Source organism: Nonomuraea harbinensis, assembly GCF_019396385.1.
Classification (GTDB): domain Bacteria; phylum Actinomycetota; class Actinomycetes; order Streptosporangiales; family Streptosporangiaceae; genus Nonomuraea; species Nonomuraea ferruginea.
This window is the reverse complement of record NZ_JAHKRN010000024.1, coordinates 32,388-55,578: the sequence shown is the minus strand read 5'-3', so window position 1 is coordinate 55,578 and position 23,191 is coordinate 32,388. Positions and strand designations below refer to the sequence as shown.

Annotated in this window: 15 protein-coding genes and 1 pseudogene; 13 read left to right on the top strand and 3 right to left on the bottom strand. The window is 69.2% G+C overall.

Going from position 1 to position 23,191, the window contains the following annotated elements:
• Nucleotides 1-80 precede the first annotated feature (80 nt).
• The 5 genes from KME79_RS24190 to KME79_RS24170 all read left to right on the top strand — a co-directional run bounded on the left by KME79_RS24190 (nt 81) and on the right by KME79_RS24170 (nt 5,665).
• On the top strand, nt 81-569 hold the full coding sequence (locus KME79_RS24190) for a TIR domain-containing protein (RefSeq protein ID WP_219546458.1): 489 nt from the start codon (nt 81-83) through the stop codon (nt 567-569).
• The gene (locus tag KME79_RS24185) at nt 563-1,471 is read left to right on the top strand and encodes an HIT family protein (protein ID WP_219546457.1); all 909 of its coding nucleotides are present in this window, start codon (nt 563-565) and stop codon (nt 1,469-1,471) included. The genes KME79_RS24190 and KME79_RS24185 overlap by 7 nt, the downstream gene beginning before the upstream one ends.
• A gap of 458 nt (nt 1,472-1,929) precedes the next feature.
• The gene (locus KME79_RS24180) at nt 1,930-3,684 is read left to right on the top strand and encodes a serine/threonine protein kinase (protein WP_219546456.1); all 1,755 of its coding nucleotides are present in this window, start codon (nt 1,930-1,932) and stop codon (nt 3,682-3,684) included.
• Complete coding sequence (locus tag KME79_RS24175) at nt 3,681-5,306, top strand: serine/threonine protein kinase (protein ID WP_219546455.1); 1,626 nt, start codon at nt 3,681-3,683, stop codon at nt 5,304-5,306. Before KME79_RS24180 ends, KME79_RS24175 begins: the two co-directional genes overlap by 4 nt.
• A gap of 152 nt (nt 5,307-5,458) precedes the next feature.
• Entirely contained in the window at nt 5,459-5,665 is a 207-nt protein-coding gene (locus KME79_RS24170; RefSeq protein WP_219546454.1) for a hypothetical protein, read from the top strand.
• 696 nt (nt 5,666-6,361) lie between these two features.
• Here KME79_RS24170 and KME79_RS24165 read toward each other — a convergent pair.
• Complete coding sequence (locus tag KME79_RS24165) at nt 6,362-7,015, bottom strand: tyrosine-type recombinase/integrase (protein WP_246640338.1); 654 nt, start codon at nt 7,013-7,015, stop codon at nt 6,362-6,364.
• Between KME79_RS24165 and KME79_RS47475 the strand changes: the two are divergent.
• The 8 genes and pseudogenes from KME79_RS47475 to KME79_RS24130 all read left to right on the top strand — a co-directional run.
• Nucleotides 6,942-7,100: pseudogene (locus KME79_RS47475) on the top strand (helix-turn-helix domain-containing protein); the annotation flags it as partial. The gene KME79_RS24165 and the pseudogene KME79_RS47475 sit on opposite strands and share 74 nt — an antisense overlap.
• Before the next feature lie 309 nt (nt 7,101-7,409).
• The gene (locus KME79_RS47090; protein WP_308249032.1) at nt 7,410-8,597 is read left to right on the top strand and encodes a sensor histidine kinase; all 1,188 of its coding nucleotides are present in this window, start codon (nt 7,410-7,412) and stop codon (nt 8,595-8,597) included.
• Nucleotides 8,598-8,621: 24 nt separating this feature from the next.
• Nucleotides 8,622-9,263, top strand: coding sequence for a response regulator (locus KME79_RS24155; RefSeq protein WP_308249031.1), 642 nt, complete (start codon nt 8,622-8,624; stop codon nt 9,261-9,263).
• A gap of 197 nt (nt 9,264-9,460) precedes the next feature.
• Nucleotides 9,461-10,054 carry an RICIN domain-containing protein gene (locus KME79_RS24150; RefSeq protein WP_219546450.1) on the top strand — a complete coding sequence of 198 codons (594 nt, stop codon included), beginning with the start codon at nt 9,461-9,463 and terminating at the stop codon, nt 10,052-10,054.
• The gene (locus tag KME79_RS24145; protein WP_219546449.1) at nt 10,051-11,082 is read left to right on the top strand and encodes a hypothetical protein; all 1,032 of its coding nucleotides are present in this window, start codon (nt 10,051-10,053) and stop codon (nt 11,080-11,082) included. The genes KME79_RS24150 and KME79_RS24145 overlap by 4 nt, the downstream gene beginning before the upstream one ends.
• 94 nt (nt 11,083-11,176) lie before the next feature.
• The gene (locus tag KME79_RS24140) at nt 11,177-13,609 is read left to right on the top strand and encodes a S8 family peptidase (protein ID WP_219546448.1); all 2,433 of its coding nucleotides are present in this window, start codon (nt 11,177-11,179) and stop codon (nt 13,607-13,609) included.
• A gap of 38 nt (nt 13,610-13,647) precedes the next feature.
• On the top strand, nt 13,648-17,406 hold the full coding sequence (locus KME79_RS24135) for a GDSL-type esterase/lipase family protein (RefSeq protein WP_219546447.1): 3,759 nt from the start codon (nt 13,648-13,650) through the stop codon (nt 17,404-17,406).
• Nucleotides 17,403-18,515 carry an ISAs1 family transposase gene (locus KME79_RS24130; RefSeq protein WP_219546446.1) on the top strand — a complete coding sequence of 371 codons (1,113 nt, stop codon included), beginning with the start codon at nt 17,403-17,405 and terminating at the stop codon, nt 18,513-18,515. Before KME79_RS24135 ends, KME79_RS24130 begins: the two co-directional genes overlap by 4 nt.
• Here KME79_RS24130 and KME79_RS24125 read toward each other — a convergent pair.
• Both KME79_RS24125 and KME79_RS46490 read right to left on the bottom strand, forming a co-directional pair.
• Entirely contained in the window at nt 18,491-19,762 is a 1,272-nt protein-coding gene (locus tag KME79_RS24125; protein ID WP_219546445.1) for an exonuclease domain-containing protein, read from the bottom strand. The genes KME79_RS24130 and KME79_RS24125 overlap by 25 nt on opposite strands.
• A 1,045-nt stretch (nt 19,763-20,807) precedes the next feature.
• Nucleotides 20,808-23,147 (bottom strand): family 20 glycosylhydrolase, encoded by a 2,340-nt coding sequence (locus KME79_RS46490; RefSeq protein ID WP_281429477.1) that lies wholly within the window; start codon nt 23,145-23,147, stop codon nt 20,808-20,810.
• Nucleotides 23,148-23,191 lie beyond the last annotated feature (44 nt).

Here is a 23,191-nt window from a genome sequence, read left to right as displayed (position 1 = left end):
TCGGTGAAATGTCAGTGGTCGGTCGTAGCTTCAGGTGAGGGCTGAGAAACGCTCGCCCGAATCAGAGTGAGGAGCCCGCAGTGGCGACCAAAACGGTGTTCTATTCGTTCCACTACGAGCGTGACGTGAACCGCGTCCAGCTTGTCCGGAACATCAACGCGCTAGAGGGTCAGCCGCTGCTCAACGCCCAGGACTGGGAGGCAGTGCAGCGACGCGGCCAGCAGGCCATCGTCGACTGGATCGACGAGCAGATGCGCTACAAGCGCGCAGTCGTGGTCCTCATCGGTCAACAGACGGCCAGCCGTCCGTGGGTGATCTACGAGATCGAGAAGGCGTGGAAGGAGAAGAAGCCGCTCGTCGGGGTGCGCATCCACGGTCTCTCTTCGTTCGGCAGCGCGGACCGCGAGGGTGCCAACCCGTTCGACAAGGCGTCCCACGTCAGCGGCATCCCGGTGTTCGACCCGACGGTCAAGGACTGGCACGGGGGCATCGACACGAAGGCGACGTACTCGAAGCTCGTCGACAACCTGGAGGGCTGGGTCGCGCAGGCGAAGGCCCGCGTGTGGTGAGTGAGGCGTGCGAGTTCTGCGAGATCGTTGCCCGTGAGGATCCCGACGTCCGGGAGGTGTACCGGGACGAGAACGTCGTGGCCTTCTTCCCTACCGAGCCCGCGGTTCTCGGCCACGTCCTGGTCGTTCCTCGGCGGCACGTGCCCGATATCTGGGGACTGGAGCGCGGCGAGGCGGGCCACTTGGCGAGAGCCGCTCTGCTGCTGGCCAACGCGATCCGCGATGCGGTAAGACCGGAGGGCCTCAATGTCATCCAGTCGAACGGCGAGGCCGCGACGCAGACAGTGCCCCACCTCCACGTCCACCTCGTCCCCCGCTGTAAGGACGACCCGATGGGACCGATCTGGCCAGCTGAGACGGACTACCCGGAGGAGTCGAAGGAGCGCACGATGCTCGACGTCCGCGACGCGGTGCAGCGGCTCAATCTCTCGGCCGAGCCGCCGATCGCTCCGGAGGACAGGCGCAAGCACCTCGACTACATCCAGGCCGTGGTGACGCGACAGTCAGCAGCTTCGGCGTCGGCGAAGGGATGGCTGCTGCCCATCGTCACCGCCACGTTCGGCTTCGCGCTCACGCAGCACTCGTGGCCGCTGGCCGCCCTGGGCATGGTGGCCGTGATGCTGTTCGCCTATCTCGACGCGAACTACCTCCGCAGCGAGAAGCAGTTCCGCCGGCTCTACAACACCGTCGCGCGGTCGAGCCGCAAGGTGCCTCTGTTCACGCTCGACCCGGTCGACGCCGATGAACCGCTCCCCGACGATGCCCCGGCGATGTCGAAGTGGAAGAAGGCCCTCCGGACGTACGTGCCCGACCGGTCGATCTGGACCTCGTGGTCTATCGCGCCGTTCTACATCGCGCTGCTGCTTCTGGGAGTGGGGGTCCTGATCGTGTCGGCATCCTGAACCACTGGCGTCACCATTGCGCCGGGACGGGCTTTCACGCCGCTGACCCACCGAGGATAAGCGAGGCCGCTTCCGGCTCTCCTTCAAAACTCCTAACAGAATGCATTCTGGGGTGCCCCTTACCTTCCAGACTCATGGTGAACCCTACTTGGGTCCGTATCCGGAGGTCGTGGGGCGCCCTACTCCCGCCTTCGCCCCAGCAGCATCCACTTCCATCAGCTCCCGATCCGTCGAGTTTTCCGACTTCTCGCGTGCCACCGCGGCGTCCTCCAGGTTCGATCTCCGTCGATGCCTGGATCACAGTACTCATCAGCGCGTTCTCCTTGATCAGGAGTTACAACGAAGACCGTACAGTCCCGGCCCGCCCAAATCCCCGGCATCAATGCCGTAAAGATGCTGTTTCGTGACAGGCCGTCCATAAGGTTGCCTCGCTGTACAGATCATCTATGGAGGGCTCGTTGTCCGACGAGACGACGGCAATGCCGCACCAGCAACCGGGGATGCCTAGCGCACGAGGAGCCGAGGACAGCTTGGCCCCGCTGGGCCAGCATGACCCAGTCGTGATGGGGCCCTATCGCCTCGTCGGCCGGTTGGGGGCAGGCGGCATGGGGGTGGTGTTCGCCGGTGTCGACAGCGCCGGCCGGCGCGCCGCTGTCAAGGTGATCCACGCCGAACTGGCGCATGATGACGAGTTCCGTGTCCGCTTCCGGCGAGAGATCGACTTACTCCGGCGAGTACGTGCCCGCTGCATGGTTCAGGTGTTAGGTGCTGACGCCGAGGCGGAGCAGCCCTGGCTGGCCACGGAGTACGTTCCCGGCCCGACCCTGGCCCAGCGAGTGGAGCAGAACGGCCCCCTGTCAGAGCAGGAGATCGTCGGCCTGGCCGGCGGCCTGGGTGAAGCCCTGCGCGCGATGCACACGGTCGGGGTGGTTCACCGTGACCTCAAGCCGTCCAACGTCATCTTGTCACCGACCGGCCCGCGCCTGATCGACATGGGCATCGCACGAGCGATGGACGAGACCAGCGTCACCCGCACCGGAGTACTGGTCGGCTCACCAGGCTGGATCAGCCCGGAAGAATACCGGGGCAGCGACGTCGGCCCGGCCGCGGACGTGTACGGCTGGGCCCTGCTGGTGCTGTTCGCCGCCACCGGCCGCCCACCCTTCGGCACCGGCCGACCCGAAGTACTCGCCATGCGCGTCCTTGCCGACACTCCCGATGTTGAGGCGGTCCCCGAGCCGCTCAAGGATCTCGCCCGGCGGTCGCTGGCCAAGCAGCCGTCGGAGCGGCCTTCCGCCGAGGACGTCCTGAACGCCTTGGTGCAGGGATGGCGCGAATCCGCCGTGGGTCAGACAGCTGGTGACGTCACGCTGGTGGAGGAGGTGACTCGGTACCTGGATCGGACCTGGGTGATGCCTCTGACGAACAATTCCAACTGGATCGTTCCAGCTCCCCCATCTCGATCAGGCGCCCGCCGGTGGGGCATGGTCGCCGGCGGGCTCGGTGTCGTCGGGGCAGTTGCTGCGGCTGCCGCGCTCTTCATCAACGGCGGCGCAGGCGAACCCCAGGCTCCTGCCGCCGTTCGTACAGACCGAACCGCCGTCCCGGCTCCCACAAGCTCCTCGGCGCCTCAGACTAAGGCTTCTTCGGCTACTCCGAGCCCTACGAAGGAGGCGACATCCTCCCCTAAACCCTCTTCCCTCGGGAAGAAGGTGACGATGATCAGAGGACACTCGTTCGTCCTCCCCTCCGACTGGCTGTACTTCCCGGACAACACCAACAACACCGAAGGCATGTGCCTGCGCCCCAAGAGGATGAAGGACGCCGACTACCTCTTCTGCAGCCAGTTCGGCATGAGCATCCATCCATGGCTGTCCACCGGAAGTGGGGCGAGTGAGGATGACGACCTGAGCTGGCTGGAGGACGCCGATGGGCTGAACTACACCTACAGCGGCGAAGGCCCCTGCATATCTGGCCACACCAGCCGAAAAGGAGAAATCGTCAAGGGCGGCCTGAACAAGATCGGTAACCTTCGGGCCCACTACCGCAAGGCACGGAGCTATTGCGATGACGGCTCGACTCGTGAAACGGAGACCCTGGTCCTGCCGATCACCGGGCTGACCATTGTCATCGACAAACTGCCCGCTGAAGAACGCGCTCAAGCTGAAGACATTCTGCGCTCGTTCAAGTTCGCCAAGAAGCAGACGCGATGAGTGCAACCAGCCAGGGCTGGCTATCTCCACTGCTGGCACACGATCCCGACCGCATCGGTCCTTACCGACTGGCCGGCCGACTGGGGGCAGGCGGCATGGGAGCGGTGTTCGCCGGAGCCGACGACACTGGTCGGCGCGCCGCTGTCAAAGTGATCCACCGGCAGCTGGCGCATGACCCGGAATTCCGTGCCCGCTTCGCGCGCGAGATCTCGGTTCTCCACCGCGTGAACGGCCTATGCACCGTCCGCGTACTGGATGCTGACGCCGAGGCGGAGCAGCCCTGGCTGGCCACGGAGTACGTTCCCGGCCCGACCCTGGCCCAGCGAGTGGAGCAGAACGGCCCCCTGTCAGAGCAGGAGATCGTCGGCCTGGCCGGCGGCCTGGGTGAAGCCCTGCGCGCGATGCACACGGTCGGGGTGGTTCACCGTGACCTCAAGCCGTCCAACGTCATCTTGTCACCGACCGGCCCGCGCCTGATCGACATGGGCATCGCACGAGCGATGGACGAGACCAGCGTCACCCGCACCGGAGTACTGGTCGGCTCACCAGGCTGGATCAGCCCGGAAGAATACCGGGGCAGCGACGTCGGCCCGGCCGCGGACGTGTACGGCTGGGCCCTGCTGGTGCTGTTCGCCGCCACCGGCCGCCCACCCTTCGGCACCGGCCGACCCGAAGTACTCGCCGCGCGGATCCTCACGGAGACTCCTGACGCCAGTGCCGTTCCCGATGGTCTCCGGCATTTGGTCAGGCAGGCGTTGGCCAAGGATCCCGCCGCTCGCCCCTCTGCCGACCGCATCATCGAAGCCGCCGCCCATATTTGGCGGCAATCCGACGAAGACACAGCGACCGCGGTAGAAGAGGTCACCCGGTTCCTGGATCAGACCTGGGTCATGCCTCTCGACGAGGAACCGCAGTGGTCCTTCCGGGAGAGCCTGTCCCGCCAGCGCAGGATCACTCCGCTTGTTGTGGCCGGGAGCGCCCTAGCGGCCGTGGCGGTAGCCGTCGCAACTGTCGACTTCGTTCTCAACCTGCCGCGGGCGGGCTCGGTAAATGTCTCTCCCCCGTCCTCCGGTCCTGCGGTCTCATCACCGCCCGAACACCACACCCCTCCGACGGCGGGGAGTCCCTCCCCCGCTTCCGCTGCACAGACTTCACAGCCGGACAGCGCCTCGGTTACACCGACAGGGCGGAGAGCAGAGGTAGGTCCTGGGCACTCCTTCGTTCTGCCGACGCGCTGGAAGACCTTCGTCTACGGAGGCGCCTCGGGTGGCACCATGTGCGTGACCCCGAAGAGCCAGGAAGATTGCTACCGGGCGGTCACCATCTACCCCTGGTTCGAGATCGACGATCTCAACCTCGATGACGCTCGGCAACGCTTCAGCTGTGATGACGGCGACGCCGCCGACGGGTCCATTGCAGAGCGGGAGCTGCGCAAGGTAGGGACCGCTGAAGCCCAATACCGGAAATACCTGCTCTTCTGCGATGGGGAAGAGTCGGGTACGGCTTACAGCTGGTGGATCCCTGACCAGAAACTCCTGATCGAAGCGGTGGACATCCCCAACGCCTACCTGCCGGATCTCAATTCGATCGTCGCGACCTTCAGGTTGAAGAAGGGCACATAGAGTCGGCTCTGCCAGAGGAACAGGACAGTATGCGCTGCAGCAGTCCTGCGAGACCTCGACCTGGACCTCGATCATCTGCGGATCACCCGCAATATCTTGCTCGTCCTGGCCGGCGAGCCCGATCCGGCATCCCCGCCCCACAGGCTCCCGCAGTGCCCGACCATCCCGCCCACCAGCAGGTCCTCACTCTCGTGACCAGCGCCGGCCAGCCCACACGAGCGCGCGACCTTTGCCTGGCCCTGGACCTTCCCCTGGAGCGTAAGAACATCGAGGACACCCGCGCCAAGCTCAAACGCCTGGTCAACCTCGGCATTCTCATGGAGACGGAGCCGGGATTGTTCGCTCAGCCGCGTCCATAATCGGCAGCGAGCCCGTGACTAACGTTCCGCACGCACCGCAAGCGATCAAAGGGACATCAGCTCGCGAACCGCCCTCTCCGGTCACAGCCGTCGGCAATGCCATCCAGGCCCGCGTGGACCTATCAGGGAGCGTGGCCGCGATCCGCACCCGCTGTCACGCGACCCCCGTTCCCACCCGGGCAAGCAGGCCGGCGGATGATGGTCTGCTCCCCCGGCGGCGAAGGGGTGGCATCCTGCGCGCGGCTTGCACCAGACGAGGCAGTAGCGCAGCAAGGTGGCGTCGATGCTCGAAGCCGGGCAGGATCTCGGCGGCTAGCGTCCACACCCGCTGTAGGTGACTGTGGCGGCCACCCAGCCGCAGGCTTTACACCGTAGATCACAGTTGCTCTATAGCCGCTCGGCCGCAAAGGGCCGCGCCCGGTCCAATGCAGACGTGTCCGGACAAATCTTCTGCCTGGCGCTGGCCGCACGTCTCCTCCATTGGGGGACCGTAGGGGGACCGGCGGTCTCGGACACGCCCGCTTCAGAGCGGTATTTCCGACACTGTCCGGTCCACCCACAACGCACCTACCTGCAGGAACGCCAGAGAGCGGCGGGGCTCGACATCACCTGACATGCTGATCAACAGACTCATAATCCGTGGGTCGTGGGTTCAAGTCCCACCCGCCCTACCCACTTCACCAGGTACGGAGCACCCTATCCCGCTTCCGCGGGCGGGGGAAGCGGCGGTTGGGGGACCGAAGGGGGACCGCCAGTTTCGGACCCCTCCTTCAGCATGATTTTTCGAGGCACCAGGCGAACCGCCGCCCTGGCCACATCCGGCGGCACCGCCGTGTAGACGTCGGAAGTGATCCCGATCGACGAGTGCCGCAGCATCGCCGACACGTACTTCATGTCCGTCCCCGCCGCCAGGCTGAGCGTGGCCGCGCCATGCCGGAGATCGTGAAGGCGGATCGGCGGCAGCCCGGCGGCGAACACCAGCCGCCAGAAGTGCTCCGACACCCAGTCCGGGGTCAGCTCCGAACCGTCTTCCCAGGTGAACATCCTTCCTGTGTCGATCCAGGACGGCCCGAACGCCGCCCTCTCCTGGAGCTGACGTTCGCGGTGCTCTCGCAAGGCCTTCAGCGTGCCTCGATCGAGCGCGATGATCGCATCGGACGACTCCGTTTTCGGTATCCCCTCCTGCACCTTCCTGCCGACGTTCGTCAGTTGCGTGGACACCTGGCCGATGGCGGCAGGCAAGGAGGCGATGATGATCTTTCTGTCGGCGCGCGGGCTGTCCCCGGCCCAGATCTCTGACCTGCTGGAGTGCGATGCCGGCACGGTGCGGCGGTGGATCGGCCGGTTCAACCGCCGCGGGCCGGCGGGCTTGGCCGACCGGCCCCGGCCCGGGCGACCGCGCATCGGCGGGCCCCGCCTGCTCGCCCGGACCACCGCGCTGCTGCAACGAGCTGAACCTTGGACCGTACCCGGATTGTGGCGGTACCTCGAGCGTCCGAAGCTGTGCCCGCGTACCGATCGTGGCGATCTGGCGTCGCACCGCCGAGCATGGCCATATCGATCGACATGTGACCGTGTTCGGCAGACCCGCACAGCTGACCTTATGATCACAACCTCTGACGATCACGAGTCAGCGAGGCAGCAGGCAATCTCGTACCATTCACCAGACCACGTGATGCGCCAACCGGCAGTAGTACAACCTGGGGTTGATGCGCAGCCACCACGTACGGAGTTAGCGTGGCGGGTGCCCTTCACCGCCGAGCCACTGCTCCAGCGGTCCTCCAGGCTCAACCCCCTCGTCCTCGACGGCCTGATGGCACTGGCCCTGGTCGTGGGCACCTGGGTGTGGGACTGGTGCGGGCCCAACATGGGCAAGCCGCCCGACCTGCTGTCGTTGACCCTGACGTTGCTGGTCAACGGGCCACTAGTGCTGCGCCGCCGTGCGCCGCTGACGGTTCTCACCATCAGCGCAGCCGCGTCGTTCCTCTACCATCTCCTGGGATACCACCTGGGCCTCAACACCGTCGGCCTCCTGGTGATCCTCTACACGCTCGCCGCCCACAGCCGCGCGGCCGCCAACCTGGTGGGCGTCGCGATGACCGTGGCGGTGTGGACGCACGCCTCGATGCTTCAGCGGAACGTCTCGCTGACGTCGGCGCTGGGGTCGGCGGTCGTCCTGGCCGCCTGCGCCGTCGGGGCGGGGCTGAGCGCCCGGATGCTGGCTGAACGCACTCGGCAGCTCGCCGTCCTCGCCCAGCGGCTCCGCGACGAGCAGCGGGCGGCCTCTCAGCGGGCCGTCACCCGCGAACGCGTACGGATCGCCCGCGAACTGCACGACATCGTCGCGCACCACATGTCCGTGATCTCGGTGCAGGCGGGCCTGGGACGCTTCGTGGCGTTGTCCGATCCCGCCATGGCACATGTCACGCTCGGTGTGATCGCCGAGACCAGCCACGAGGCGCTGAGCGAGATGCGGCGCCTGCTGTCGATCCTGCGCATCGAGGCGAACGACGATGACGGCCCCCTCTACACCACCGCGCCCGGCCTGAAGGACCTCGGCTCGCTGGCCGAGCGCATGCGTGCCGCCGGGCTGCCCGTCGAGGTGACCATCGCGGGCGCGGTGAGGCCGTTGCCGCCGGGGCTCGACCTGTGCGTGTACCGCATCGTCCAAGAGTCTCTGACGAACGTGCTCAAGCATGCCGGGACCGTCCGCACGCGGGTCCACGTCACCCATGGCCCTGCGTCGCTCACTATATGCGTCGCGAACGACGGCACCACTGTGTCTGCCCAGCCGCCTGGCGGGCACGGGTTGATCGGTATGACTGAACGTGTCAGGCTCTACCAGGGAACGATCACCGCACGCGAACTCCCGTCCGGCGGGTTCGAGGTGCTTGCGATCCTCCCGCTGCCCCCTCCCGACGAGGTCGATTGAACCGACGCGATGATCAGCGTATGCGTGGTCGATGATCAGGTGCTCATCCGTGCCGGTTTGGCGGCGTTGCTGCGCGCTGCGGGACTGCTCGTGGTCGGCGAGGCGGCTGACGGCGAGGAGGCGGTTGGCCTGGCCGCCGCCGTCAAGCCCGACGTGATCCTCATGGACGTCCGCATGCCGGGCATGAACGGCCTGCGCGCCACCGAGCTCATCCTGCGCGCCGCCGAGCCGCCCGCACCCAGGATCCTCATCCTGACCACGTTCGACCTGGACGAGTACGTCTATGGCGCTCTCAGGCTTGGCGCGAGCGGCTTCCTCCTTAAGGACACGCCGCCGCAGCGGCTCATCGCCGCCATCCACACCGTGGCCTCCGGCGACGTTCTGCTGTCGCCTACTGCGACCAGGCGGTTGATCGAGGCGTTCACCGACCCGCCGACGACCGCCCACCCGCCGCAGCTCGACCGTCTTACCGCGCGCGAGATCGAGGTGCTGCGGCTGGTCGGGCGCGCCCTGTCCAACAGAGAGATCTCCGAGCGGCTGTCGGTCAGCGAGGGCACCGTTAAGACACATCTGAACCGGATCATGGGAAAGCTCGGGCTGACGAGCCGCGCCCAGATGGTGGTCCTGTCGTACGACTCCGGACTGGTCAAGCCGGTCCTCGGCTGACGCCGTGAGGCATACTCCGGCGGTTGGAGAAACGCGCCACCCGCTATCCCGGAAGTGAGAGCCGAAATATGTCCGGCGACTGACGTCCGGACGAAATCCACGTGCTGTCATGTGGACGGCGGTTCATCCGCACTCAGATGAATGCGTGAACCGGCCATGCTCAGCAGCGTGCACTTCCCAGAAGGGAGATCAACAGGATGAGAGGCTCTCGTCCTGTCGTCCGCATGGCCTCGCGGGCCGCGACGATATCCGTCACCGCGGCCATGACCGCCGGGTTCCTCGTCACCGGCACAGCGCAGGCGGACGGCACGTTCCGATGGCAGAACCACTGGAAACGCACCTACCTGGAGGTCTACCGCAAGTCGAAGAGCAACGGTGCGATCGTGAACGTCTGGCCCTACAACGGTGGCAAGAACCAGCTCTGGAAGGACACCAAGACCAGCTCCGGCTACTACCGGGTCCGCAACGTGCACAGCGGCAAGTCCATGGACCGCTGGGACCAGGCCTTCCACTCCGGCTATCACGGCGCCGCGTGCCCCGTGACGCAGTGGAGCTGGTGGGGCGGAACTCAGCAGTTGTGGAAGGGCCGCAGCGTCTACAGCAGGATGAACGGACGCCGGTTCACCATCTGGTACAACTACCGGGGCTGCCGGGGCAACGCGTGGCACGACACGCTCGGCGTGCTCAATCCTCACCGCGCTTCCAATGTGATCCTCTACTCCCGGGACTACTGCACCGAGGGCGCGTGGATCGGCAAGGACGAGTGCTACTGGAGGAGGAACGGCAAATGAAGAAGAGCACTCCCCCGCTGCTCGCCGCCGTGACCGTCCTCGTCATCGCCACGACCGCCGGGCTTGCCGCCGCCTCGGGCACGCTGAGCGCGGCGGCCGACCCGCCACCGGCGCCCACCCCGAGCCAGACGCTCGGCCCGGACCCGCTGCCGGACACCGGCGTGGTGCCGCTGCCCGAGCCCACGGGCTCGCTCGGGCCGGAACCCTCCCCGGTCCCCGAGCCCGCGCTCTCCGGCGTCCCGGCGGATCCGGATCTGCCCATGCCGCTCGACCCCTTCATGACGTCCATGCGCGGCATCCACACCATCGACCTGGCAAAGGACGCCGGGGCGGCCGAGTGCATGCGCTCGCTCGGGTTCTCCGCCTGGACCGCGGGCGTCGTCCGCAACTGGAGCCCCGAGGACTACATCGAGGCGGACGTGCTCGAACCTGTCGACGGGGCCACGGCGGCCCAGGCCGGTTACCCGCGCACCGCGCCCGATCCCGCCGTGGCGGCCGCGGCGGAGGAGACCGAGGACCAGCGCGGCGCCACCCAGGAGGAGATGCAGGCGCTCGATGGCACCGCGGACACCACCGCGTCCGGCGTTGACATCCCCGAGGGCGGCTGCGAGTCGGACGCCGCTGACAGGATCTTCGGTGCCGCCGACACCCTGCCGGCCGATCCCAGGCTGCTGGCCGACGACGCCGACTTCCTCGCCCTGGAGCACAGCGCCGTCCAGCAGGCCCTGGCCGCCTGGGTGACGTGCATGACCGGCAAGGGATACGGCTACGACAGCCCGATGAGCGCCCGCGCCGACATCGAATGGGCCGGGCGGGAGGCGTACCAGCCCGCGGGCGCGCGGGAGAAGCGGGTCGCCGCCGACGACGCGGCGTGCGCACAGGAGACCGGCCTGTTCCCGACCTATCGCCAGGCCAAACGCGCGTACGAGCAGATCCTGGTGGACGAGCGGCGGCAGGAGCTGACCACGTCCCTGGCGGTCTTCGACACCTGGGTCTCGCGTGCCGAGGCGGTGCTGGCAGCCGGGTAACGGCCGCCGGCATCGGCCGCCGGCCGCGAGGGCGCGGCCGGCGCGCCTCTCGTGTCCCCGTGCCAGCTCCGAGACTCTCGAAGTGGAGACCTGCGTGAGACGACCTCTGGTCCGGCGGCTGATCGCCGTCGCGGCGCTCGTGGCGGCGCCGCTGACGGCGACGGGCACGGCGTCAGCCACGACGACGGCCGCGAAGACGGGCACGACGACGGGCGCGGTGGCCGGGCCTTGGGTGGATCCCGCGCTGGCGGACAAGCTCGCCGGCGGTGGCGAGGCGCGGGTGAACGTGGTGACGCGCGAGCGTGCGGACCTGGCGGCGGCGTCCGCCGCGGCCGGGTCGGGCCGGGTCGTCCAGACGCTGTCCCGATTACCGGTGGTCACGCTGCGCGCGGACCGGGCGGCGCTCGCCCGGCTGGCGCGGCAGCCGGGCGTGGTCAGCGTGTCGGAGGACGTGCCCGTGCCGCCGGCGCTGGCCGAGAGCGTCCCGCTGATCGGCGGGGACCGCACCCGGGCGGCGGGGCTGACCGGTGCGGGGAGCGTCGTCGCCGTCCTGGACTCGGGCGTCGCGACCGGTCACCCCTTCCTCGGCGGAAGGGTCGTTGCCGAGGCTTGTTTCTCCCCCACCGACGCCGCCTATGAGGCATCGAGCCTGTGCCCGGACGGCGCGGACCGGCAGGTAGGGCCGGGTGCGGCCGACTCCGAGAGCGGCCCGTGCGCGAGCCCGGCGCTGGACTGCGCCCATGGCACCCACGTGGCCGGCATCGCGGCGGGCGACGGCGAGGGACTGGACGGCGCCTGGGGCAGCGGCGTCGCCCCGGCCGCCGGACTCGTCGCGATCCAGGTCTACAGCAGGTTCGACTCTTTCGCCTACTGCGGCGCCACCGGACCGCCGTGCCTGCTGAGCTTCGTCAGCGCCCAGTTGGCGGGGCTGGAGAAAGTCCTGGAACTGGCCGACGCGGGCATGCCGGTGGCAGCGGTCAACATGAGCCTGGGCAGCGGCGGCTACACCACGCCGTGTGACAACGACCCCCGCAAGCCGGCCATCGACAGCCTGCTCGCCGCCGGCGTGCCCACGGTCGTGGCCGCGGGCAACTCGGGGTACGAGTCCGCCGTCAGCGCCCCCGCCTGCGTCTCCTCCGCCGTCGCCGTGGGCAGCACCACGGACGAGGACGAGGTGTCCGGCTTCAGCAACCGGGGGCCGCTGCTGGACCTGCTCGCGCCCGGTTTCGACATCGTCTCCTCCGTGCCCGGCGACCTGTGGCAGACCATGAACGGGACGTCCATGGCCGCCCCGCACGTGGCGGGCGCCTTCGCGGTGATGCGCCAGGCCCGCCCGGCCGCGACCCCGGCCGAACTGGAGGCGGCCATCAAGAGCACCGGCAGGCCCGTCACGTACGAGAGCGGCACCACGCCGCGGCTGCAACTCGACGACGCGGCGCTCGGAACCACCCCCAGGCCGGGTCCCGATCAGCTCTTCCACGTCCGTGCCCGCATCGCGGACAACCTTCAGATCAGCGCGAACTCCACCATGACCCTCCAGGTGACCGGGGCTGCCGGGCTCCCGCCGAGGGGCATCGCCACCGTCGTGCTCAACGTCGCCGCCAAGGGCGACCTGTTCAACTCCGGCTCGCTGACCGTCGGCGCCGCCGGGGAACCCGGGCCGGAGGGCGACGCGGTCTTCTACGACGCCGCCCGGTACGCCTCGACCATGGTGACAGCGAAGGTCGGCGCCGACGGGAGGATCGCCGTGACGAACCGCGGCGACCAGCCCGTCCGGATCTACCTCGACGTGCACGGCTACACCCTCGACCATGCGACGGACGCGATCGGCGGCACGTACCGTCCGGTCACGCCGGCCCGGATCGCCGACCGCGTCTCCGTCGCGGCGCTCCAGAACCTGGTGCTGACCTCGTCCGGCATGCCCGGTGTCGCGGCGTCCGGCGTCCAGAGCGTGGCGCTCACCGTGCTGGTGAAGAGCGCCTCGACCGGCACCGTACGGGTCTACGCCGACGGGGACGGCTTCCCTGCCGACGCCAACATCGACTATCCGGCCAACACCCCGGCGCAGTTCTTCACCATCGTCAAGCTCGGCGCCGGCGGCAGGATCAACGTGCACAACATGGGAATCGGCGCGGCCGAGATCTCCGCCGAGGTGATCGGCTACTACTCCACGGCCGAGAGGGGCTCGCTCGTCAAGGCGGTGCAGCCGGTCCGTCTGACGGACGAGGTGACGATCCCCGCCGGCGGCACGCGCCCGCTCAGCCTGTCGGGCGCCGAGGAGGTGCCCTCCTCCGGCGTCTCGGCGCTCGGCGTCGCCGTCACCGCGCGCGGGGCCACCGGCGGCGGTGTCGTGGAGATCGTCCCGCCTGCCGGCGGGTCGCCCGTACGGGCCGTGGCCTACACGGCGGGCCGGCACACCGCCGGCTTCGCCACGGCCGTGCCCCGCCCGGACGGGACGATCGTCCTGAGGAACACCGGAACCTCGCCGGTGACCGTGTCCCTGGACGTCTACGCCTACTTCAGGTGATCCACCCGCCCAGCACCCACCCCCCACGGAGCGCAGCAATGAACGCAAAGACGATCAAAGCGCTCGTCATCGGCGCGGCGGCCGTACTGCTCGCCGCCGACCTCACCCCGGCGGTGCACGCCACCGCCCCGGCGGTGAGCGCCACCGTGCCCGCGAGCCCGCCCGGGCCGTCCGTGGACCCGGCCGAGCGCGGCCGGGTGCTGGCGGACGACTGGCGTACCTCGCCCGACCTGGCGTGGACGACCGACGGAGACCCGACCGGCCTGCACGTGCTGGTGGCCGAGGAACGCACCGGGTACGCGTGGCGCACGGTGGCGACGCTCAGCGAGCCGGGCTTCGAGACCGACCGCTGGATCGGCAACGTGTGCTTCACCGCCTCCGGCCGCACGGCCGTGGCCGTCTACGCGCCGCGCGCCTTCACCAACGACGGGCGACTGTTCGACCGGGGCGCCTTCACCGCGCTCATCGACGTGCCCACCGGCAGGGTGACCAGGCTGCCGGCACGCTCGACGCTCGCGTACTTCAACCCGGGCTGCGGCAGCGGCGAGCTGAGCGTGATCACCCAGGCCAAGGGCGGCGACCTGCCGGGCGAGGAGAAGACGGCGACGAGGATGTCGATCCTCGACACCCGCACCGCCACGCTGGAGCGGCCCGTCGAGCGGCCCGGCCAGATCACCTCGGCCATCCCGGTGGGCGACGGCATCGTCGCCTCCGCCGGCACGCATCTGATCCGGGTCGAGCGGGACGGCGCCACCCGCCGGCTGGCGCGCGCCGCGTCGGCGCCGTTCCGGCTGGCGGCCGACGGCGCGGGCGGCGTGGTCTACATGGAGTACCGGGGCGACGTCGCCAACGTGCGCAGGCTGGCGAAGCCCGTTCCCGGCGAACGGCCCGAGCACCTGGCGAGCGGCCCGCTCACCGAGGTGGACGTGGTCGCGGGGACGGCGGGCAAGGTTTTCCTGACCGGGAACGCCCGCGTGCCGGGACGCCTGCCCGCGGCCGTGACCCGGCTGGACGTGCCGGCGAAGGCGCAGGTCTCGACCCGGGGACGGCTCGCCATCCTGCCCGGGACCCGGCCCTCGCCCGGTGGCGCGGCCACGCCTTCCAGAGCGTGGCAGGAGGCCATGACGCTGCCGGATCCGCGTGAGCGGCGCACGCTGGAGCTGACCGCCCGGATCGTGTCGACGGGCCGGCAGGTGGAGTTCGCCGTCTCCCCCGGGGACGCGTCCGGCGGACAGAGCACCGCTCCGGCCTCAGCGGGGGCGGCGGTCGCGGTCTCGACGAACCCGATGGACACCGAGGCGTACTGCGCCGTGCCGCGCAACGATCCGCGCTCCCAGGTGTACCAGCCGACGCCCCGGCAGGTGGAGTGGGCGGCCGACCAGGCGGTCGTCGGAAACCTGACCATGACGCGCCCCGCCGACTGGAAACGGTCGGGCCTGCCGGCGTGGTCGCCGCAGAGCCTGTTCCCGCCGCGGTCCCTTGCCGGCGGCGGGCGGGTGCCGGTGCAGGTGTTCCTCGGCATCATGTCGCAGGAGTCGAACCTGTGGCAGGCCTCGGGTCATGCCCTGCCAGGAGTGACCGGCAACCCGCTCATTGGAAACTTCTACGGACGCCAGGTGTACAACGATGACGCGAGTGACGACTGGGTGATCCGCTGGGCCGACAGCGACTGCGGCTACGGCATCACCCAGATCACCGACGGCATGCGCAAGGCCGGGCGGGAGCGACCCTGCAAGGACGGCTACTGCGAGGTGGCGCTGCCCGCCACGCACCAGCGCGCGGCCGCGCTGGACTACGCCACTAACATCGCGGCCGGGCTGCGGATCCTGCAGGACAAGTGGAACCAGACCTACCGTGCCGGGCTCATCCACAGCGACGGCGATCCCAAGTGGCTGGAGAACTGGTTCTTCGCGATCTGGGCCTACAACTCCGGCTTCCATCCCGACGAGGGCGACGGGTCGCCCTGGGGGGTCGGCTGGATGAACAACCCGGCCAATCCTCGTTATCCCGCCAACCGCGGCTTCTTCAACCAGGATCCGCACGATCCCGCCCACCCCCAGCACTGGCCCTATCCGGAGAAGGTCATCGGGTTCGCCGCCTACTCCATCGCCACCCCCACCGGCCCCGGCTTCCGCCCGGCCTGGTGGGTGAGCGAGGTCGACCGCGAGCTGGCCAAGCCTCCCATCCACCACTTCTGCGTCGCGGACCGGAACCACTGCAGTCCTGGCGGCAGCTTCCTGCCGAACGACCCCGACGTGGTGGGCGAGCCCGCCGGACCGTGCGCACACCGCAACGGCGCCGGCCAGTACGACCTGAAGTGCTGGTGGCACACCCCGACAGAGTTCCACGCGTGCGGGAGCGGCTTCTGCGGCAACGAACTGCACCGGTTCGACACCACCTATCCGGAGCAGCCGGACGGCACCTCATACCCGCCGAACTGCTCGCTGTCGGGCCTGCCCTCCGGCGCGTACGTGGTCGACGACGTGCCGACCTCGGTGCCGTCCGTCCGGCCTGGATGTTCTCCGGCGTGGGGCAGCCACGGTTCGTTCACGCTGGCGTTCGAGGCCGACGGATTCAACGCGTACGCGTCCAAGGTCGACTTTCACCAGCTCGGCAGCGGCTTCGGCGGGCATTTCTGGTTCGCCCACACCCGGGCCGAGCAGGGCAACCACATGTTCGGGGTGACCGGGACCTGGCGGCCGCCCTCCGCGGCGGTCGGCTGGACACGCGTCATGGTCCACCTGCCGAGCCACGGCGCCCACACCCAGCTCGCCAAGTACGTCATCGACCTCGGCGGCGGCGCGGGCAAGCGCCACCGCATGGTCAGCCAGCGGTGGGGCAAGGACGTCTGGGTCGACCTCGGCGTGTTCAACCTCAGGTCCGGGGCGAGCGTGTCGCTCAGCAACCTGACGCCGCGCGAAGAGGGCGCCGGCTGGGACTGGGACATCGCCTTCGACGCCATGGCCTTCATCCCCACGAGCAAGCCCACGGTCGACTACGTGGCGCTCGGGGACTCGTACTCCTCAGGAGAGGGCAACGCGCCGTACGACCCCAACTCCGAATACACGCTGGGCAGTCGCAAATCCAGGTGCCATCGCTCGATCCACTCCGCCTACCCGCGCCAGATCCACCTCCCCGGCGGGATCACCCCCATCGCCTCCGACCCGGACGCCGCGTTCGCCTTCATCGCCTGCTCGGGCGCGAAGTTCGCGGAGGTGACCGGATCCTCCTACCCCTCCAAGGGCGAGGCGCCCCAGCTCTCGCAGGGGTACGTGGACGTGGACACCGACCTGGTCACCCTGAGCGTCGGCGGCAACGACGCGGGCTTCAGCCTGATCGTCACCGAGTGCCTCAAGGGGGTGTCGTGCATCGACGGCGCCATCGCACAGCGCATCAGGGGGCTGGCGGACGAGTACTACGCGGCCTATTCGGCCATCCGGCAGAAGGCGCCGCACGCGACGATCGTCGCCGTCGGCTACCCGCACATCTTCAATCCCTCCCTCACGATCCCGCTCGGCTGCACGGAGCTGCTCGCCATCACCATCTCGGAGTCCCGCTGGATCAACGACATGACGGACCTGCTCAACGAGGTCGCGGCGGACGCCGTGGCGCGGCTCCGGGGCGAGGGCGCGGACATCCGCTTCGCGAACCCGGTGCCGGCCTTCCGCGGCCACGCCGTCTGCGACCAGGATCCTTACATCAACACCCTCTCGGTGGTGGACGGCGAGACCTTCCACCCGAACATGTACGGGCAGCAGGCGTACGCGGGCGTCGTGGAGCGGGCACTGACCGGTTGACCAGTCCTGCTGATCCGCGCACGACACCCTTAGAGAACCGGCGCCTGTTCGGAGATCTTCAACGGAGGAGGTGCGCGGGTCGTCGTCGGCTCGCTGTCCTCAGCGGAGCAACATCACTGGCGCAGCTCGCCAGGTTCATCGCCGGGTACGACCCCGACCTGCGCACCCAACTCGGCCTCCCGGCCACGACGCGACCGGCCGCCTCCACCCTGGGACGGCTGCTGGCCCGCCTGGACGGCGACGCCTTCGACACCGCGACCTGCGGCTACCTCGCCGCGTTGGCCGCCTGCCAACCACCCCAACAGGCGACATCCACCCGAACGTCCCCGCTCGGCCTGTCCGTGGACGGCAAGACCCCACGCGGCAGTCGCACCCCGGACGGCAGCACGGTCCACCTGCCGGCCGCAACCCGCCACGACACGCAGACCGTCCTGGCCCAGCAGCAGGTCAAGGCCAAGAGCAACGAGATCCCCGCCTTCACACCCCTGCTGCGCAGCCTGGACCTGTCCAGCACGGTCATCACCGCCGACGCCCTGCACACCCAGCACGACCACGCCCAGCAGATCATCGCCGCCGGCGGCCACTACCTGTTCATCGTCAAAGGCAACCAGCCCACGCTCCTGCGCCGGCTCAAAGCCCTGCCCTGGCGCGAGGCCATCCTCAACGACCGCACCGACGAGACCGGACACGGCCGCCGAGAGATCCGCCGCATGAAGATCTGCACCGCCCGCCCCGGCCTGCCCTTCCCCCACGCCGCCCAGGCCATCCAGGTCAAACGCCGCCGCACTGACCGCAGAACCGGCAAGACCACCATCGTCACCATCTACGCGATCACCAGCCTCACACCGGGCCGGATCACCCACGCCCGGCTCGCCGCATTGATCCGCGGCCACTGGAGCATCGAGGCCCTGCACCACATCCGCGACGTCACCTACCGCGAAGACGCCTCCCGCGTCCGGACCGGAGCAGCCCCGCGCATCATGGCCAGCCTGCGCAACCTTGCCATCAGCCTGGCCCGCCTCATCGGCTGGACCAACATCGCCTCCGCCGCTGACCACTACCGCAGCCACCCAGCCGATGGCCTTCACCTACTCGGTCTCACAACGTGAGAACGCTTCAGCCCTGTTGGCCTCCCGGACAGGCTCATACGGGCGAAGGCGTCCGGTGTGACGATGGGGATGCCGTAGGCGCGCGCCTTGCGCGCTTTGCCCGACATCGAGTCGGGATCGGCGGCGACCAGCAACCGGACGCGTTTGGTGATGTTGCCGTGCGGGACGTAACCGGCCTGACGAGCCCGCTCCTCCCAAGTCTCACGACCGCCCTCCATCTCACCGGTGAACACGACGAGATCACCGGGCTGGAGACGGAAACCGCCAGAAGCGGAAGGATGCCGGGGCGCGCCACCGCACGCCAGCGCGGATTCCACCGCCTTCGGCCCAAGACCGAGCAGGTCGGCTACCAGATCGAGTTCCCGGCGTTCCGAAGGTGTGACAACACCGTCGGCCTTGGCCGCGTGCGCCAGCGCGCTCAGGTACTCATGGTGCAGGCGGACGGCATCGGCCCGGCTGAGGTCCAGTTGGGCGGCCAGGGCGATCAACGCGTCGGCTTCGGCAGCCGAGATGTGATGGTCGAGAAGCACCCGGTCCAGCAGGGCGAAGTAGGGGTCCGCGCGGACCGTGTCGGAGGCGCGCGGCAGCCTGTCCAGCAGCCGGGCGAGGAAATGGGTGTCGCGCTCGGCGGACACGCCCCGCCGCACCGGGTCGGTGTCGGTACGCGGGATGGCCGGCCAGGTCAGCGCGGAGGCGGAGTGGAGGACGTGAGCCCAGGGCGACTCCGGGTGCGCGAGCCTGAGGTAGTGGCGCAACAATGCGGCGGCGGCCCGGGCGTCGATGAGCGCGTCGTGATGGCCGTCGAGCGGGATGTCGGCGACGGCGCAACAGCCGGCCAGCGTGCGGGGAGCGACCGGCAGGAAGCGGGCGGCCTCGGTCATCGTGCAGACGCCGACGGCGGCCAGAGCGGGGATCGCGGCGCCGGTCCGGGCGAACTCGTACTCCAGGAAGCCGAGATCGAAGCGGAGATGGTGCGCCACGGGCACCCGGCCCCGCAACAGACCGGCGAGACTCCCGGCGATCTCCCTGAAGGTCGGCGCGTGACGGACGTCGGCGGCGGTGATGCCGTGGATGCGTTGCGGTCCCAGGTCGCGTTCGGGGTTGACCAGGGTGCTCCATTCGCCGGTGACGAATCCGTGCGGGTCGAGCAGCACGACGCCGACCTCGACGATCCGGTCGTGCCACGACGGGCGCAGGCCCGTGGTCTCCAGGTCGATGACGGCGTATCCGGGTTGGCCGCTGCTCATTTCCCTCACCCCTTCGTCCATCAGGACGACGCGTCCTGATGCCTCAGGGTTGGGGTGCGGGCACGGATTGTGACTACCTTGTGATGATCAGCAAACGCTCCTTGGCGATGCCTTTACATTGTAGATCACTATTGGGGCGCTCCCGCGAGAGTGAGCTCGGATGAAGGCAGGGCCTGTTGAACATCACCCGCCGGACGGGGTCGCCGAACGAGCCCGCAGCCCGCCATTCCCTGGCGGCCCGAGGGAGGGGTGAGGGATCATGCAGGGGTCAGATCGGAGTCAGACGATCAAAAAGCCGGACCCCGCTCTGGGAGCCCGGCTTCTGACCTGCTGCAACATGGTGGGCGATACTGGGATCGAACCAGTGATCTCTTCGGTGTGAAACATGCAGGCTAACAGGTAGCCGCCACGGCCTATTGCCCCTCCCATTTGCGGGACCGTGAGGCGACCGGCAGTCTCGGACACTCCCGTTTTAGAGCGGCATCTCCGACACTTCCGCGGGCGGGGGAAGCGGCGGTTGGGAGACCGCCACTCGCGGGCGCTCCCTCCGCCCCCGCTCTGCGTTGTGCACCAGAGCCGCGCTGGCCTCCGCGGCCGCGTGCGCCATCTCCGGGAGCACTGATGTGTAGACATCTGAAGTGAGCGCTTTCCATCCCGCTTCGCGGAGTTGCGAGACGAGGATCGCTCTGACGAGCTGACCAGCGTAGCCTCGTTCTTCCGCGACCTTGAGTTGGTCGGCTGAGGTCTTCGGCTGGAGGTCGATTGCCCCGCTGGGGTCAGCGTGGGTGCCCGGCTGTCGCGCCGGGTGGGCGGGGTTCCTCGGGCCCGCGGGTCTCCTTTCCGGGTCGTGGGGGCACGTCCGCTGCCACAGCTGGACGCCGGGGTCGGTGGAGCAGGCGTCGCCGCCCGCGCGTTGCGGCGCAGCCGTGGGCTGCCGGGCCGGCGTCCCGCGTGTGCTCGGTCAGCCGGCCCGGCGACCCATGCGGCCTTGTGGAGCGCAAGGCGTGGCGTCAGCTCCGTGGTCCCCACGCCTTCGCCGGAACCGTCACAAGAGCGTCCACCTCTGGTTGGCCCCGCCGTGGCACGACCACATGATCAGCGCGGTGTCGTTCGCGGTCGCGCCGCCGTAGGCGTCGAGGCACTTGCCGCTGGAGCGCAGCGACTGGGTGGCGGTGTCGTAGGTCCACTGCTGGGTCGTCGAACCGTCGCAGGCGCGGATGGCGGCCACGTCGGATGCGGCGTCGAGGCATTTGCCCAGGGCGCGGACGGTCCCGTCACCCGGGCGTGACCAGGACTGGTGGGCGCCGTCATGGCAGTCCCAGAGGATCACCCGCGTGCCGTCCGCCGTGTTGCCCCCGGTGATGTCGGCGCACCGTCCGCTCGCGGCGCCGCGGATCGCGCCGGTGCTGACCTCCACGGTGATGTCGTCGCAGTGGGCGGGGCCGCCGCCGGTCGCCTTGTAGCAGTAGATCGTGGCCTCCCTGTTGGCCGCCCCGGTGGTGAAGGTGACCGACCCTTCGGTGTAGCCGGTCGAGGTGATCGTCGCGGCGAGCTCCGCGCCCCCGTAGTGCTTCACCCCGATGTGTGTCTGCTCGCCCGCGACCGCCGACTTGGCCCACCCGGACAACCGGTACGTGGTGTTCGGATTGAGGGTCACACGCTGTTCGGCCGAAGCGGGGGCGGAGCCGAGGCGCACCGCGTGCGCGCCGCTGCGCACGTTGTCGTTGACCACGGACGCGCTGTTCCAGGCACCCCAGGGTGACAGCGAACCGGTCTCGAAACCACCGTTGACGGCGATCGAGGTCCAGGGGATCTGCGACGAGCGGTAGAAGTCGATCCCCATGAGCGCCAGGCGCGCGCCGTGGGCGCCCAGACGGGTACGGAAGCCGTTCCAGTCGTGGGTGGACCAGGGCGACCAGCCGAGCTCGGCGATGGCCGGCAGGCGCGGGAACGCCAGGAGCTCGATGTGCTCCTCCGTGACGACGGTCTCGCTCCACAGGGGCGCTTCGACGCCCAGCACGGACGAGGCCGGCACGCCGTTCAGGTGCGTGCCCGGGTTCCACTCGTAGGCCGTCTGGACCTCGATGTATCCGCCCCAGGTCAGCCCGATCGGGGTTGAGGCGTTGTACTTCATGTCGATGTAGGCCTTGTTGGCCGGGGACATGACGACCTTCGCGCCTTGCGACACGGCATTGCTCACCGTCGCGTCGGAGTTGCTCGTGCCCCAGTACTGCACGACGCGGTTCGGCGAGTGCTGCACCGCCTGGGTCCCGATGTCGTCCCAGCCCATGACGGTCTTGCCCGTGGCCGCGACCAGCGGCTGCACCCGGTTCATGAAGGTCGCGTAGTCGGCCGGCGAGGTCGAGGCCGCCTCGTCGCCGCCGATGTGGAGGTACGGTCCGGGCGTGAGCGCCGCCAGTTCGGTCAGCACGTCCTGCACGAAGGTGTACGTGATCTCCTTGGGGACGCAGAGTGAGCTGAAACCGACGGCCGTGCCGGTGTAGAGCGGCGGCGCCACGCCGTTGCAGTTCAGCTCGGCGTACGAGGCGAGCGCGGCGTTGGTGTGGCCGGGCATGTCGATCTCGGGGACGATCGTGACGTTCCGCCGCGCGGCGTAGGCGACGATGTCCTGGAACTGGGCCTTGGTGTAGTAGCCGCCCGGGCCGCCGCCGACCTGGGTGCTGCCGCCGTGGGTGGTCAGCCGGGGCCAGGCGTCGATGGCGATGCGCCAGCCCTGGTCGTCGCTCAGGTGCAGATGCAGGTGGTTGAGCTTGTAGAGCGAGATTCTGTCGATGTGCCGCTTCACCACGTCCGCCGGCTGGAAGTGCCGGGCGACGTCGAGCATCGTCCCCCGGTAGGCGAAGCGGGGGTGGTCCACGATGCGCCCGCCCGGCACGACCCACGGACCTGGCCGTACGGACGAGCTCTCGATCTCCGCCGGCAGGAGCTGCCGCAGGGTCTGCACCCCGTTGAAGAGCCCGGCTGCCGTCTGCGCGCGGATCACCACGGCGCCGGAGGTGACGTCAAGCTGGTAACCCTCCGGTCCGACGCTCGCGTCGGCGCCGGTGAGAAGCAAGGAGATGCCGTCGCCGGGAGTGCCGCCGGCGGCGGCCGAGACCGGCAGGGCGTAGCCTGTCGACGGCCGCAGACGGTCGGCCAGGTAGGCGCCGACGTCCGCCGCCGGGGCCGACCCCGCCTGGGTGAAGATGCCCGCGCCGGGGGCGAGCGTGTAGGTCGTGCCGCTCGCCGGCTGCACCGAGACGGGCACCGGCACCACGTCACCGAGGGCGGCGGCCTGTGCGGGCGTCGCGGTGGTGGTCACCACTGCGATGACGGTGCTCAAGGTGAGCAGTAGAGCGCCGGCCATGGAGGTCAAGGTCTTCATAGGCATGTCCGTTTCTGGTGTGGCCGGCGGCGCCGCGCGGGCGC

What these genes read in the sequence shown, in the direction of transcription:
- KME79_RS24145 (WP_219546449.1), top strand. Translation starts at nt 10,051, where the DNA reads ATGAAGAAGAGCACTCCCCCGCTGCTCGCCGCCGTGACCGTCCTCGTC.
- KME79_RS24150 (WP_219546450.1), top strand. Translation starts at nt 9,461, where the DNA reads ATGAGAGGCTCTCGTCCTGTCGTCCGCATGGCCTCGCGGGCCGCGACG.
- KME79_RS24125 (WP_219546445.1), bottom strand. Translation starts at nt 19,762, where the DNA reads ATGAGCAGCGGCCAACCCGGATACGCCGTCATCGACCTGGAGACCACG.
- KME79_RS46490 (WP_281429477.1), bottom strand. Translation starts at nt 23,147, where the DNA reads ATGAAGACCTTGACCTCCATGGCCGGCGCTCTACTGCTCACCTTGAGC.
- KME79_RS24135 (WP_219546447.1), top strand. Translation starts at nt 13,648, where the DNA reads ATGAACGCAAAGACGATCAAAGCGCTCGTCATCGGCGCGGCGGCCGTA.
- KME79_RS24175 (WP_219546455.1), top strand. Translation starts at nt 3,681, where the DNA reads ATGAGTGCAACCAGCCAGGGCTGGCTATCTCCACTGCTGGCACACGAT.